The organism is Halorhodospira abdelmalekii, assembly GCF_016583625.1.
Lineage (GTDB): Bacteria > Pseudomonadota > Gammaproteobacteria > Nitrococcales > Halorhodospiraceae > Halorhodospira > Halorhodospira abdelmalekii.
Genome location: NZ_NRRN01000021.1, coordinates 1 through 14,348, shown reverse-complemented (window position 1 = coordinate 14,348; position 14,348 = coordinate 1). Strand labels below are relative to the sequence as shown.

Here is a 14,348-nt window from a genome sequence, read left to right as displayed (position 1 = left end):
ACTGTTGTCGGCGCTATCGCCCACGCCCGCCCATCGCGTGGCGCACATAAGAATAAGGATCGGAGCCTCGGCTTGAGACGCCCCAACCCCGCACACCCCTCGCTGCCGCTCGCGCTGCGCTTGCCCGCCCCACTGGCACTGCTAATCCTGCTGCTGCTTGCCATCGTGCCACTGACCTGGGCGATCTCCGAACTCGAGATGAGCACCAGCGCTGAAGACTTCATCCCCAAAGACGACCCTGCGTTTGAGTTCGAACAGCAACTGCGTGAACACTTTCCGCGCAACGCCAGCTTGATTGCGATCTTTGCCCTTGATGATACGGGACTTAGCGACGTCTTTCTCGACGATCTAGGACAGATTAGCGAGACGATGGCGGCTCATCCGCTGGTCAGTCGCCTCTACTCGCCAACCCACTCGGAGAGACTGCGCGGTCGCGACGACCAGCTGCGCAGCGAGCGCTTGCTCGGCCCGGTCGAGCGCGCTGGACTGACACACGCTGAGCGTCTTGAACGGCTGCAGAGCAACCCGCTGGTCGCCGGCAGCCTTGTCGCTCACGACGGCAGCCGCGTGGCACTGGTGATGCAGCCCGGTGAGCACATCGGCAGCGCGCAACGCCAGGTATTGCACGACGCCTTCGAAGAGGCCCTCGCCGAGAGCGACATCACCCGTGAGCGCGTGAGCCTCACCGGCACCATCGCGATCAACTTGGCACAGATCGATGCCACCATCCAGGACGTCTGGCTCTTCGTCCCGCTCTCGTTGGCGACCGGTCTGGGTTTGATGTTGTGGATGTTTCGCCGTTGGTTGGCCGTAGCAGCCACCCTGGCGGTTATCAGCGCCTCGCTGGGCAGCGGCCTAGCGGTTACCGCCGCCACCGGACACGCCTTCACCATGGCTTCGGCCATCCTCATCCCGCTGGTGATCGCCTTAACGGTTGCGCTGTTAGTCCATCTCTGTAACGCGTTGACCCGACAGGCACAACTTGGCCACACGGGCAGGGAACGGATCGCCCGGGCGCACACGGCAATCCGTCGTCCAGCGCTCTTCACCGCCCTGACTACAGCCGCCGCCTTTCTCTCGCTCTCCATCAGCCCGCAGCCGGCGGGGGTCTTTGGCCAGTCCGCAGCGGCCGCGGTACTGGTGCAGTACGTCGCCGTACTGTGGGTGCTGCCGGCGATCTTCGCTCGCTGGGATCGTCGATCGTGGCCGCTCTCGACACAGGGGGTCAGTCTTCTCGAGCGCCCGATCTGCCGCCTGATGCTGTGGGCGTATCACCACCCACGCACCACGCTCGCCGCAGCCCTGATCGTCGTCGTGATCGGCACACCGCACATTTTTCGCATTGAGGCCGACGCCGACCTGCTGCGCTTTCTACCGGATGAACACCCGACAGTGGCAGCCACGGAGCAATTTGCCGAGCACTTTCACGGCACCAGTGTCGTCGATATCGTCTTTATCGGAGATGGGCGTGACACCTTCGTTGAGCCCGACCAACTCGAACGAATCGCGGCCATGCGCGACTGGCTCGAAGCACGCCCCGAAGTCGATCGGACGCGCTCTATGCTCGACACCTTAGAGGAGTTGCACTGGGCGCTGCACAACGAAGACCCCGACTACCGCACCCTCCCCGATAGTCGTGCACTGATTTCGCAGTATCTGCTGCTCTACGATGGTGCCGATCTCTACGATCGGGTCGATCGGAACTTTCAAATCGCCCGGATCAGCGTCTCTCTCAAGATACGCGGCTCGCAAGCGATCAACCGCTTCGCCGCTGAGATCGAAGAGACGCTTGCCGCGCAGGGGTGGCAACCAGACCAGACCCAACTGGCCGGCACCGCCTATCTGCTCAGCCAGAATCAGCATCGGATTATGCGCGGTCAGCTGTACGGCTTACTCCTTGCCAGTGCCCTGATCTTCCTGCTGATGGCGCTGCTGTGGCGCTCCTTTCAGCGCGCGGCCATCGGCATGCTGCCAAACCTTTTCCCCGTCTTCTGTGTGGTGGTGATCCTCGGCCTCGGCGGTCTGAGTCTCAATGTGGTCACCGCGATGATCGCCGCCATCGTCCTCGGCATCGCTGTCGACGACACCATTCACCTCTATTACGGCTATCTAAACCGCCGCAGCGCCGGTTTTGGCCACGGCCGCGCCCTGCTCCACACCTACCGGCGCGCCGGTCGAGCGGTCACGGCCACCACCGTGATCCTCGGCGCACAGATGCTCTGGCTCACTTTTTCGGGGTTCACCCCGACGAGCACCTTTGGGCTGCTCACCGCCGCCGGCATTGGCGCGGCCTGGCTCTTCGATCTGCTGGTCCTGCCGGCGATCCTGACGCTGCTCCATCAGCGCCGTAACCACCATGGTCACCGCAGTCACCCGAGCGCTACAGGCTCTTGACCTCGATATTCAACGTCTTGATCCGATAGGCGACCTGCCGTGGGGTCATCCCTAGAATACGCGCCGCCTTGGCCTGCACCCACCCGGCGCGCTCGAGGGCGGCGATGACCCGCTCGCGCTCATCGAGGTGCGGGTCGTGCGGATCGGGAAGAAGTTCGGCAGGCGTGCGATCGGGGCCACCCTGAGCGCTCCCCTCCGACTCGCTGCCCGGCTCACTCGCGTGATTCGGGCTGCTCGGGTGGCCCAGGCGACTCGGGCTATTGGGACCACCGGCTGCTGCCGGCGCCGTCGCTCCTGGCGCCGTCTCGGCGGAGAGGCCGGCCAACGCCAGCGCCTCGGCATCGATCCGCCCGCCCTCGCTCATGATGGCGGCACGCTCCAGGGTGTTCTCCAACTCGCGGACGTTGCCCGGCCAGCGGTGCCGCATCAGCGTCCGCAGCGCCCCGTCGCTGATCTCGAGCGTCCGATCTTGCGCTGCGGCGATCTTATCGATCAGAAAGCGGGCCAGATCGGGGATATCCTCGACCCGCTCGCGCAGCGTCGGCAACCGGATCGACATGACGTTGAGTCGATAGTAGAGGTCTTCGCGAAACTCACCCGCCGCCACCGCAGTCTCAAGATCGCGGTTGGTCGCAGCGAGCACCCGCACATCGACGTGCCGCGTGCGGGTGCTGCCGAGTCGCTCCAACTCCCCCTCCTGCAGCACCCGCAGCAGCTTCGCCTGAAAAGCCGGCGAGATCTCGCCCATCTCATCGAGGAAGATCGTACCGCCGTGGGCCTGCTCAAAACGCCCGACTCGGCTCTGCACCGCGCCGGTAAAGGCCCCCTTCTCATGGCCGAAGAGCTCGCTCTCCAACAGGCTATCGGGGAGGGCTGCGCAGTTGAGCTTGACGAAGGGGGCGTTGACACGGGGTGAGTTGTAGTGGATCGCATGGGCGATGAGCTCTTTGCCGGTGCCCGACTCCCCTCGCAGCAGCACCGTGGTGTTCCACTGCGCCACCCGACGCACCTGCTCGAAGACCCGCCGCATCGCCCGGGTGTGGCCGACGATGTTCTCAAAACCGTAGTGGCCCTGCATCTCCCGGCGCAACCGGTCGCGTTCAGCAGCGATCGCCTCCTGTTCGCGCCCGACCCGCCCGGCCAAGCGCACCGTCTGGGCCACCAGGTTCGCCACCATCTGCATAAACCGCGTACGCTCGGCGAGCAGTGCCCCCTCGGCCGCGGCCGGTTGCGCGGCAAGCACCCCGACCGGCGCCTCTTGGTGGCTGGCACCGCTGATCGGCACACCGACAAAGGGCAGATCGGGGTTATAGAGCCCGAGCCGATCGAGGAAGCGGGGCTCATCGGCGATGCGCTGGACCACCACCGGTTCGGCGGCAGCGAGGATCGCCCCGATGACCCCCTCGCCGGGCCGGTAGCTAACCTCAGTGACCGGCACCCCGCCGTGCAGCGCGCGCACGATCGACTCACCGCGCACTGGGTCGCGCAGTGCCACCATACCGGAGCGCATTCCAGCGCACTCGTGCAGCACTTCCAGCACCGCCTGCAAGGTCTCGCGCAGATTGAGCGAGTGCGACAACACCCGGCTGACTTGATAGAGGGCTTCAAGCTCACTCTCTAGCAGTTCGCTGCGAGCCTGTTCGCGACTGGTCATTGAATCCCTCCCCGAACCGAAGACCGCAACCCTCTGCGGCATCGATTAGCAAAAACAATGGTTTCCACAAATAAATATCTTTGCCTGATCCTACAGCCACTCAGTTCGATGCAAGAGGTGTTCCGTCTCTGTCGAGCAAGCGACAAACGCGACGAAGTGCCTGTTCGGTTTGCAACACGGTTTACAGCCGGTCAACAACACTTCGCTGCGCCCCACTCCGCTCTGCCCCTACGCGGTGCATCCGCACCGCAGCGGTGCAGTAGATGCGGCAACCGCTACCCTCTTGCACACCCGTAGCAAACCATTGCCACCGGCAGCGCACGCCGCGCATCGGCCCCCAGCCACTTTGCCAACTCAACCGCTGGCACACCTGATGCAGAGTCTTTGGCAACGCAGTCTGCGGAGTCCACTTCATGGCCGACTACCTTTTACTCCTGATCGGGGTTGCACTGGTCAACAACGTCGTCCTCACCCTCTTTCTGGGGCTCTGTCCCTTCATGGGGGTCTCGAACCGCCTCGATACCGCGCTCGGCATGGGGCTGGCGACGACCTTCGTGCTGACCTTGGCCGCCGCCGCAGGCTGGGCCATCGAGACGGCCATCCTCATCCCCTTCGAGCTTGAGTTTCTCCGCATTCTGACCTTCATTCTGGTCATCGCCGGAACCGTGCAGTTTACCGAGATGGCCGTCGCCCGCCTCAGCCCGACCTTGCACCAGGTGCTCGGGGTCTTTTTACCGCTGATTACCACCAATTGCGCAGTGCTCGGAGTAGCGCTTCTCAATATCCAGGAGGCGCACACCTTTCTTGAGAGCGTGCTCTTCGGCTTCGGTGCCGCGGTCGGTTTCACCCTGGTACTGGTGCTCTTTGCCGGCTTGCGTCAGCGGCTGGCCTGTGCCGCCGTCCCGGACGCCTTTCAGGGGGCACCGATCGCCTTCATCGTCGCCGGCCTGCTCTCGCTCGCCTTTATGGGCCTGATTGGACTGCCAGGAGGTTGATCGCCGATGTATGCCGCGATGCTGGTTCTAACACTCATGGCCATCGCTCTAGGCTGGCTGCTCGCCATCGCCCACCACTATCTCAAGGGCGAACCGGACGCCATCGAGGAGGAGGTCAATCGTGCGCTCCCCGGCACCAACTGCGGGCAGTGCGGTTACCCCGGTTGTGCCGCCGGCGCCAGCATGGTCGCCGCCGGTGAACTGCCGCTCGATTTCTGCCCCCCCGGCGGGCGGGCGCTCGCTGAGGAGTTGGCACGGATTACCGGTCGACCACTGACCTACGGGGCGCAGTGCTGCGGCCCGCGTCTGATCGCCAAGGTCGTCGACGAAGAGCTCTGCAGCGGCTGCCTGAAGTGCATCAAAGTCTGTCCGACCGACGCCATCGTCGGTGCGCCCAACCAGATCCACGGCGTCTTGCCGGAGGCGTGCTCCGGCTGCACCGCCTGTATCGACGTCTGCCCGACGGCCACCCTGAAGATGGTTCCAGAGTCGGTCACCCTCGCCAATTGGCGCTGGCCGCGACCGAACGAGGTCCTCGACCATGCTACTTAGCAAGCCGAAACTGATCCGTGGCGGGGTGCGCACCGATGCGCGCAAACACCCGACCTCCGGCTGCCCGATTGAGCCGGTGCCACTACCCCCGCGTCTCTACGTCTCGCTCGCGCAGCATATCGGTGCCCCGGCACTGCCACAGGTCGCGGTTGGCGATTCTGTCGCTCAGGGGCAGCTGATCGGCGCCCCCGATGCCGGGATTTCAGCGGCGGTCCACGCCCCGACCTCCGGCACCGTAATCGCCATCGATCACCACCCAGCCCCCCACCCGTCCGGGCTGCCGGTGCAGAGCGTGGTGATCGCCCCGGACGGCCACAAGCGCTGGGACCCGAACCTGCCCAAGCCGCTCACCGGGCCCGTCCCACAGCTCGACCGAGAAACCATCGCTGAGCGCGTCGCCGCCGCCGGTATTGTCGGCATGGGCGGTGCCGCCTTCCCATCGGCGCTCAAGCTCAGCACCGATGGCAGCGTCAACACGTTGATCCTCAACGGCGGTGAGTGCGAGCCCTATCTGACTTGCGACGATCGCCTGATGCGCGAGCGTGCCGCCGGCATCATCGACGGCGCCCGCTTGATGGCGCACGCCCTCGGGGCGGAGCGCATCGCCATCGGCATCGAAGACAATAAGCCGGAGGCGATCTTCGCCATGCAGCGGGCAGCGGAATCCCTCGGCGGCGGGGCCGAGGTGTTGCCGGTGCCGAGCCTGTGGCCGCAGGGCTCTGAGAAGCACCTGATCTATAGCCTGACGGGGCATGAAGTGCCGGCTGGAGCACTGGCGGCCGATATCGGCCTCGTGGTCCACAACGTCGGCACCGCCTATGCGGTCCACCGCGCCATCCGCCACGGCATCCCGCTGATCAGCCGCCCGGTTACGGTCGGCGGTGGGGCGGTACGCGAACCGCAAAACTTCGAAGCCCCGATCGGCACCCCATTCTCCTATCTGATCGAGCAAGCCGGCGGCCTGCACTGCGAACCGGCGCGCATCCTCGCCGGCGGCCCGATGATGGGCCAGGTGGTGCCGATTGAGGCTGCCCTGGCCAAAGGGACCAACGGCGTCATCGCCCTAACCGCCGCGGAGATCCGCGAACCGGCCGGGCTGCCGTGCATTCGCTGCGGGCGCTGCGTCGAGGCCTGCCCGATGGGGCTGATGCCGTTTGAGATCGCCAACCGGGCCGCCGCCGACGACCTCGATGGCGCCGCCGAACAGGGACTCGGCGACTGCCTATCGTGCGGCTCTTGCGCCTACGTCTGCCCCTCATCGCGCCCCTTGGTCCAGCTCTTTCACTATGCACGCGGGCGGCGCGCCGATAACGCCGCTGCTAAGCAGCGCGCCGAGTTGCAAAAGCGCCTAGCCGAGCAGCGTCAAGAGCGTCAGCGGTTAGCCGCCGAGGCGAAGAAGCGGGCCGCCGCAGAGCGCCGTAAGCGCCGTGCTGCCCAAAAGCAGAAGGAGGAGAGCGAGACGTGAGCGAGCCTATCGCCGCACCCCATACACGGGCGCCCCTGGCCCTCCCCGCCTTGATGCAGCAGGTGCTGCTCGCCGCTGCACCGGCAACCCTCTTCGGTGTCTGGCTCTACGGCTGGCCGGCGCTGAATCTGCTGCTCATCACTCTGGCGACCGTCGTCGCCGCCGAGGCGCTCTGCCTGCGCTTGAGTGGCCGCCCGGTTGCCGGGGGCGTGCGCGATGGCTCCGCCTTGGTCACCGGATTAATCCTAGCGATGAGTCTGCCGCCGTGGGCGCCGTGGTGGATTGCGGTCTGCGGCGGGCTGATCGCGGTGATCGTCGGTAAGGGCGTCTTCGGCGGCACCGGGCAGAATCTCTTTAACCCGGCGATGGTCGCCCGCGTTGCCCTCCTGGTCGCCTTCCCGGTCGAGATGACCCGTTGGGTTGAACCGGCGCCACTGACTGCCGCTGCCTCGCCCGGCTGGCTCGAGGGGATGCGCATCACCCTCTTTGGCCACAGCGACTGGGATGCGGTGACCAGTGCAACCACCCTCGATGCAACCCGCAGTGCGGTGAGCGAGGGGACCGGGCTCGCTGCAGCACTCCCTGAGCACTTCGACCCGTGGCTGGCCTTGCTCGGTTACGCCCCAGGGAGTCTGGCCGAGAGCTCGGCGCTACTGCTCGCCCTTGGTGGTCTCTACTTGATCGTGCGGCGGGTGATCAGCTGGGATATCCCGATTACCCTGCTCGCTACACTGGCAGCGATCAGCGCCCTGGCCCACACCATCGACCCGGAGCGCTTCGCCGATCCGAGTCTCCACCTGCTTGCCGGCTCGACCCTGCTGGCCGCCTTTTTCATCGCCACCGACCCGACCACGTCGCCGGCAACACGCCCAGGGCGCATCCTCTTCGCCGCCGGCTGTGCTGCCATCATTTGGCTGGTCCGCACCTACGGCGGCTACCCCGAGGCGACGGCCTTCGCCGTCTTGCTGATGAATGCCGCCACCCCGCTGATCGATCACTACGTGCGGCCGCGGATCTACGGTCGCAGCCGACTCGGCACCCCGCTGTCGGCGCAGCGTAAGAAGCAGGAGCGCTCATGAGCACACCTCAACGCCCGAGCTATCAGCAGCGGACCGCCTACCACGTCACCCTGCTCGGCACCGTGGCCTTGGTCTGCAGCACCGCCCTGGTCATCGCCGATCAGCAGACGCGCGAGGCGATCACCGCCGCCCATCAGCAGCGCCTCGCCGAACGCATCGCCGAGGTGCTACCGATCGACGATCCGGCGCAGGCACCGCTCGATCGCACGGTGACGATCGAGCTTGAAGACGGCAAATCGCTGAAGGCTTGGCAGCTGATCAACGACTCGCGCGGCGCGGCCGATGCCGCTGATGCCACGGCTGCTGCTGCCGATGCCGCTCCGGCCGAAGAGAGCCCAACGGAAGAGACGCCTGCTGGCGAGTCCGCATCCGCCACAGGCGCCACAGGGACAGGCACTGATGCCACCTATGCTGCCACCACAGGGACAGGCACCGATGCCAGCGATGCCGACGCAGCCGACACAAAGACGAGCGCTCGCGTCACCGCGGTCGCCCTGGAGCGCATCGGTCGCGGCTACGCCGGCGATATCGGGGTCATTGTCGGCATCGACCGTGATGGTCGCGTGATCGCTGCACGCGTCACCGAACACCGCGAGACCCCGGGGCTGGGCGATGACATCGAGGCCCGCCGCTCCGACTGGATCGAGATGTTCCGCGGCCGCTCGCTCGGCGATCCGCCCTCTCAGCGCTGGACCGTTAAGCGAGACGGCGGCGAGTTCGATCAGCTAACCGGAGCGACGATCAGCGCCCGAGCTGTCATTGAGGCGGTGCACGAAGGCCTGGCCCTCTTCGAGGAGCATCGGGAGGCGCTGTTAACACCGCAGCCCGACGACGAGGACGACGACGAGGAGGCAATCGCAGCCGACTGACCCCAGCGGACCCCGATTGATCGCTCGCTAGCCGCCGCCGGCTAGCCAAACCAGGGCAAGTACGGTTCAGGAGGGCGGGAACAGAAACAAGCAGTGCAAGGGCGTGAAGGCGCAAGGGAAGGCAACAAGAATGAGGGAGCGCACCGGGCGCAAGAACAGACCGCAAGGGAGAGGGAGAGAGCAATCATGAGCGAAGCCATCCGCGAGGATTCGCCGGATGCGCCAGATGCAGGCGCGGCACCAAAGCAACCGACCGGACAGCGCTGGCGTCGCATTGCCCGCGATGGCCTGTGGGACAACAATGTCGTCGTAGCCCAACTCCTCGCCCTCTGCCCCTTGCTGGCGGTGACTTCGACCGCGACCAACGGCCTTGGCCTGGGGGTCGCTACCTTGGCCGTTATGGTGCTCAGCGGTCTGCTGGTCTCGGTGCTTCGCGGCATGATCACCGATCCGGTGCGGATCCCGGTCTTTATCCTGCTGATTGCTACCCTGGTCACCCTGGTCGATCTGACCATGGAGGCCTACCTCAATCCGCTCTACCAGGCCCTCGGGCTCTTTATCCCGCTGATCGTCTCCAACTGCGCCATCCTGGGGCGTGCCGAGGTCTTCGCCTCCAAGCGCCCGCCCGGTGAAGCGGCCTTCGATGGCCTAATGATGGGACTCGGCTTTACCGCCATCCTGGTTGTGCTCGGCGGCGTGCGTGAGCTGCTCGGTTCCGGTACGCTGTTTGCGGATGCGGCGCTGATGCTCGGCGAGAGCTTCGCCTTCTTGGAAGTCACACTCTTCGACAACTACTCCGGCTTCTTGCTGATGATTCTACCGCCAGGCGGCTTTATCGCGCTGGGGTTCCTGATGGCCGGCAAGCGCATCATTGAGAGGGGACGTTCATGATTACGGTCTCGGTTGCCTACGTCGAGCGCGGCGAACACTTCTGGCGAACACTGCAGCTACCGGAAGGGAGCACGGCGCAGCAGGCGATCGCCCAATCCGGTCTGCAGCAGCGCTTTCCTGCTGCTGACCCGGAGCGGCTGAAGATCGGCATCTTTAGCAAACCGGTTCAGGCCGATCACATCCTCAGCGAGGGCGACCGGGTCGAGCTCTACCGCCCGATCTCGACCGACCCGGAGCAGGTCGCGCGGCGCGAGCGCAATGATCACGAGGGGCAGCAGTCGTGAGCGACAGGGGCTTGGACAACAGGGGCACGACGGGTGACTACAGAGACGGGGGCAGAGACGGGGGCGACTGCCTCCAGCGCGAAGCGGTTATCGCCGAGACCCAGGGCATCCGCGCCCGAGTCGAGACCCAGCGCGCAGCCGCCTGCGGGGCCTGCACCGCGAGAATGGCCTGTGGTGTCAGCGTGCTTGAACGCACCCGCGGCACGGCGACGCTGTGGGCCGATAACCCGGAGGGCGCCAAAGAGGGCGAGCGGGTGATGGTGGAGATCGACAGCGGCGCCCTACTCAGCGGCGCCATGCTCGTCTATCTGTTGCCGTTAGCGGCGCTGATCGGCGCCGCCCTGGTTGCCGATCTGCTCTTAGCCGCCCCGCCGTGGGGCAGTGCGACCGCCGCCGCCGTAGGGCTGCTCTTCGGCTTGCTGGCGGCACGCCAGGTGCTGCAACGCCGCCGCGGTGCTGCGACCCGCGTTCGCATCCGCCGGCAGCTGCCAGATCAGGACTAGGGCCAAGGCCAAGGCCAAGGCCAAGGCCAAGGCCGCTAATGGTAGCGGATGCGTGAGAGCTCGGTCTGCAATCCCTCCACCAATTGGTGCTGGCGCTTCGCCGCCTCGCTGACCGCCTCGACCCCGCGCTGGGTTGCGGTGGCCTCGTCACGAATATTGACGACGTTGCGATTGATCTCCTCGGCAGTAGCCGCCTGCTCCTCCGCCGCACTGGCGATTTGAGTCCCGAGTTCGCTGATCTTGGCGACCGACTGGGTAATGGCGTTGAGACTGTCACCCGCTTGGCTGGAGCCCTCAACCGTGGCGTTGGCCTTCTCAGTGCTTGAGGCCATCAACGCCATCGCCTGCTGCGCCCCCTCGTCGAAGCTCTTAGCGATCTCTTGGATCTGACGGGTCGACTCGTGCGTCCGCGAAGAGAGCTTACGCACTTCGTCGGCGACAACCGCAAAGCCACGACCACTGTCGCCGGCTCGTGCGGCCTCGATCGCCGCATTGAGCGAGAGTAGATTGGTCTGCTCAGTGATCTCATTGATCGCGCCCAGGATCTCACGGATGCGCTGCGACTCGCCGGAGAGCTGCTCGACCGCACCACGGCTGCGCTCAAGCTCGCTGGCAAGATCTTGAATGGCGTCGATCGTCCGGGTCACCGCCTGTCGGCCACTGCCGGTCTCCTCCTCGGCCTGCCGGGCCGAACCCGCCGCATCCTGGGTATTGCGGGCGACCTCCTGAACGGTGGAGACCATCTCATTCATGGCCGTTGCCACCTCGTCGGTCTCACGCGCCTGGCGCTCGATCCCCTCACTGGCCTGGGCCGTGATCTCCATCAGCGAATCGGCCGCCTGCCGCAACTCCTCACTGGTCGCCGTCGCCTTGCGCAGCGCCTGGCTGCAGGTCGCCGTCAGCGCATTGATACTGCGGGCGACATCGGCGATCTCATCGGCCCCATCGGCGGTAAGCCGGTGGGTCAGATCGACCGTCTCACCGGTCATCGCCTCCACCTGCTCCTTAGCCTGACGCAGCGGCCCGACAATACTGCGCACGACCAAGAAGATCACCGCCGCCAGCAGCGCCAAGACCACCGCGGCCAAGCCGGCAAAATTGGCCGCAAAACCGAGCATCGCCCCGCGGCCACGCTCCATATAGATCCCCGAGCCGATCACCCAGCCCCACGGCTCATAGAGCTCAACGTAGGAGACCTTAGCGGTAGGCTCCTCCTCGCCCGGCATCGGGAAGAAGTACTCGACGTAGCCACCCCCCTCGTCCCTTGCGACCTCGACAAAGTCCATGAAGAAACGATTGCCAACCGCGTCGGTAACCTCACCGACCACCTGGCCGATCCATTCGGGATCGGGATGCATGATCACACGCGGCTCTAAGTCGTTGATCCAGATGTACTCACGGGATCCGTCGGCGTACTCGTGATAGCGCATTTGATCGACGGCTGTCGCCGCCCGCTGCTGCGCCTCTGCAGTCGTTAGTTCACCCTCAGCTGCGAGGCGCCCGTAGTACGCCACCACCCCCACTGCGGCCTCGACGACGTTGACCACTCCGCGCTGACGCTCTTCGAGCAGCAGCCCATAGGCGGTATAGAGTGAGACCGTACCCAGCACCACCAGACTGATACCGCCGGCGATCAGGACGGCCCACAGCCGTGCCCCAACCCGCCACCGCCGCAATAGCTGCATGCTTCATTTCCCCACAGAAATCAATGATAAACAGGATGGCATTCAACCCATCAATTATTTCTCAGCCTGCAATAAGCGTCAATGCGGGCTAGCCGGGGTGGCGCTGCGCTCGCGGAATCCATGGGGAAGTCCGGCAGCGATCTCCCGCAGGGAGAGAACGCGTTCGGCGGCCCCGCGCTTAATCGCCTCCTGTGGCATCCCAAAGACCACCGAGCTTTGCTGATCTTGGGCGATCGTCCGCGCCCCAGCCTGACGCATGAGCAGCAGCCCATTCGCCCCATCGTCCCCCATCCCGGTCATCAGCACCCCGACGGCGTTGCGCCCGGCAACCTTCGCGACCGAACGAAAGAGCACATCGACTGAAGGTTTATGGCGGTTGACCGGCGGTCCGTCACTGAGGGCGATACGGTAGTGGGCGCCGCTGCGCTGCACCAGCATGTGTCGTCCGCCGGGTGCAATCAGCACACGTCCAGGCATCACGCGGTCGTTCTCCTGCGCCTCGCGCACCTCGCAGCGACAGAGACCATTGAGGCGTCGGGCGAAGGCGGCGGTGAACTTCTCCGGCATGTGTTGCACGACAACCATCCCGGGGCAGAGCTCTGGCAAAGGGGTCAAAATGGCCTCCAGGGCTTGCGTGCCGCCGGTTGAAGTGCCGCACGCAACCACCTGATCGGTGGTTCGCGACAGCGGTGCGACGGGCGTCTTCGCCACCGCTACCCCCGCCACCCCATCGTGGCCACCGTTATGGGCGACGTTGTGGCTAATCTCGCCCTTCGTCGGCACGGACTCGGCTAAGCCGGCCAGCCCGGCACCGCCCTTTAAGGCGCGGCGATGCACCTGCCCGGCGGCCCGAACAACCCGCACGATCTCCGAACTGTTGGCGTGGAGAAAGTCTTTAAGGCCGATCTTCGGCTTAGTGACCACATCAACCGCCCCACTGGCGAGTGCCTGGACGGTCACCTCGGCGTCGCGCTCGGTCAGGCTCGAGCAGATCACCACCGGTGTAGGACGCTGGTTCATGATATGGCGTAAGAAGGTGATGCCGTCCATGCGCGGCATCTCGATATCGAGCACGATGACATCGGGCCAGTTCCGCTCCATCTTCGGTAAGGCAAAGAGAGGATCGGCAGCGCTGCCAATAACCTCAATCCCGCCAGCCCCACCGAGCAACCCGCTCAGCACTTGGCGCACGACAGAGGAGTCGTCGACCAAGAAGACGCGCAAGGGCTTCGATTGAGTCACGCTCTCCCCTCCCTTCCGCGATGCCCGGGTGTATCCTCTTCGTCCGCTGAGATCAAGCGCACATCCGCACCGCTCCCCGGCAAAGACTTGCGGAAGATCGCCGGGGCGAGTTGAACCAACTCGGCTACGCCGAGTTCGTGCAGACTCTCTGAGTGGCCAATCATCAAATACCCACCCGGCTCCAGGCGCTCGAGGACCCGTCTAACGACCTCCTGGCGCGTTGTCCGATCAAAATAGATCAGCAGATTGCGCAGCATGATCAGGTAAAAGGTAGGCAACTGCGGGAGCGGGCGATTGAGATTGATCTGGCGAAAGTCGACTCGCTCGCGCAGCCGCCGATCGACCAGGAAGGTGCCGGCTTGCGGCCCCTTGCCACGCAGACAGTAACGGGCTAGATAGTGCGGCGGAACCGTTCCTAAAACCATAGAAAACCATTCCTACGGACGTAAGCCGAACAGTGCTGCTTACGATTAGCGGGTTGGAATCGCGCCAACCGCCGGCGAATGGATCGCCGCTCGCGCCGTGCCCGGAGGGGTCGGTGGCGAGCGGGATCGGTCGATTGACCGACCGCCGACACGGTACATCCGTCGCTGCTCACGGGCGACCTGTCTCCAAAACGCCCAGACGTGCCGCCCCCGATTCCTTGCAGGTAGGGGGCGGGCGGTTCTGGCGCGGCGATTGGGTCGCTCCGAGAGGTTCAGGGCGCGCCGCGCGATGACGAGCGCGGCAGCGTGA

The 14,348-nt window shown here is 65.2% G+C and carries 14 protein-coding genes; 9 read left to right on the top strand and 5 right to left on the bottom strand.

Annotated features, from left to right (window positions below; translation table 11 throughout):
* The first annotated feature begins 72 nt into the window (after window positions 1-72).
* Window positions 73-2,394, top strand: coding sequence for an efflux RND transporter permease subunit (locus CKO15_RS06755; RefSeq protein WP_200193839.1), 2,322 nt, complete (start codon window positions 73-75; stop codon window positions 2,392-2,394).
* Here CKO15_RS06755 and nifA read toward each other — a convergent pair.
* Window positions 2,381-4,048: a nif-specific transcriptional activator NifA gene (gene nifA / locus CKO15_RS06750; RefSeq protein WP_200193837.1), complete on the bottom strand. Its 1,668-nt coding sequence runs from the start codon at window positions 4,046-4,048 to the stop codon at window positions 2,381-2,383. The genes CKO15_RS06755 and nifA overlap by 14 nt on opposite strands.
* A gap of 413 nt (window positions 4,049-4,461) precedes the next feature.
* Here nifA and rsxA point away from each other — a divergent pair, with 413 nt between their 5' ends.
* The 8 genes from rsxA to CKO15_RS06710 all read left to right on the top strand — a co-directional run bounded on the left by rsxA (window position 4,462) and on the right by CKO15_RS06710 (window position 10,686).
* Window positions 4,462-5,043, top strand: a complete 582-nt coding sequence (gene rsxA, locus CKO15_RS06745) for an electron transport complex subunit RsxA (protein WP_200193835.1) — start codon at window positions 4,462-4,464, stop codon at window positions 5,041-5,043.
* Window positions 5,044-5,049: 6 nt separating this feature from the next.
* Window positions 5,050-5,595: an RnfABCDGE type electron transport complex subunit B gene (locus CKO15_RS06740; RefSeq protein WP_200193833.1), complete on the top strand. Its 546-nt coding sequence runs from the start codon at window positions 5,050-5,052 to the stop codon at window positions 5,593-5,595.
* A complete protein-coding gene (gene rsxC, locus CKO15_RS06735) occupies window positions 5,585-7,060 on the top strand; it encodes an electron transport complex subunit RsxC (protein WP_200193831.1) in 1,476 nt (491 codons plus the stop codon). Before CKO15_RS06740 ends, rsxC begins: the two co-directional genes overlap by 11 nt.
* The gene (locus CKO15_RS06730; protein ID WP_200193829.1) at window positions 7,057-8,139 is read left to right on the top strand and encodes an RnfABCDGE type electron transport complex subunit D; all 1,083 of its coding nucleotides are present in this window, start codon (window positions 7,057-7,059) and stop codon (window positions 8,137-8,139) included. The genes rsxC and CKO15_RS06730 overlap by 4 nt, the downstream gene beginning before the upstream one ends.
* Window positions 8,136-9,008 (top strand): RnfABCDGE type electron transport complex subunit G, encoded by an 873-nt coding sequence (locus CKO15_RS06725; RefSeq protein ID WP_242464623.1) that lies wholly within the window; start codon window positions 8,136-8,138, stop codon window positions 9,006-9,008. Before CKO15_RS06730 ends, CKO15_RS06725 begins: the two co-directional genes overlap by 4 nt.
* 186 nt (window positions 9,009-9,194) lie before the next feature.
* Window positions 9,195-9,899: an electron transport complex subunit E gene (locus CKO15_RS06720; RefSeq protein ID WP_200193826.1), complete on the top strand. Its 705-nt coding sequence runs from the start codon at window positions 9,195-9,197 to the stop codon at window positions 9,897-9,899.
* Window positions 9,896-10,183, top strand: a complete 288-nt coding sequence (locus tag CKO15_RS06715) for an RnfH family protein (RefSeq protein WP_207123940.1) — start codon at window positions 9,896-9,898, stop codon at window positions 10,181-10,183. Before CKO15_RS06720 ends, CKO15_RS06715 begins: the two co-directional genes overlap by 4 nt.
* Window positions 10,180-10,686 (top strand): SoxR reducing system RseC family protein, encoded by a 507-nt coding sequence (locus tag CKO15_RS06710; RefSeq protein WP_200193824.1) that lies wholly within the window; start codon window positions 10,180-10,182, stop codon window positions 10,684-10,686. The genes CKO15_RS06715 and CKO15_RS06710 overlap by 4 nt, the downstream gene beginning before the upstream one ends.
* 35 nt (window positions 10,687-10,721) lie before the next feature.
* Here the strand turns inward: CKO15_RS06710 and CKO15_RS06705 are convergent, their stop codons facing one another.
* The 4 genes from CKO15_RS06705 to CKO15_RS13940 form a co-directional block, all read right to left on the bottom strand.
* Entirely contained in the window at window positions 10,722-12,371 is a 1,650-nt protein-coding gene (locus CKO15_RS06705) for a methyl-accepting chemotaxis protein (RefSeq protein WP_200193822.1), read from the bottom strand.
* A gap of 78 nt (window positions 12,372-12,449) precedes the next feature.
* Window positions 12,450-13,613, bottom strand: a complete 1,164-nt coding sequence (locus CKO15_RS06700; protein WP_200193820.1) for a chemotaxis-specific protein-glutamate methyltransferase CheB — start codon at window positions 13,611-13,613, stop codon at window positions 12,450-12,452.
* Entirely contained in the window at window positions 13,610-14,038 is a 429-nt protein-coding gene (locus CKO15_RS06695; RefSeq protein WP_200193818.1) for a CheR family methyltransferase, read from the bottom strand. The genes CKO15_RS06700 and CKO15_RS06695 overlap by 4 nt, the downstream gene beginning before the upstream one ends.
* Before the next feature lie 45 nt (window positions 14,039-14,083).
* Window positions 14,084-14,348: hypothetical protein (locus CKO15_RS13940; protein WP_207123938.1), on the bottom strand; the 265-nt coding region annotated here is incomplete at its 5' end.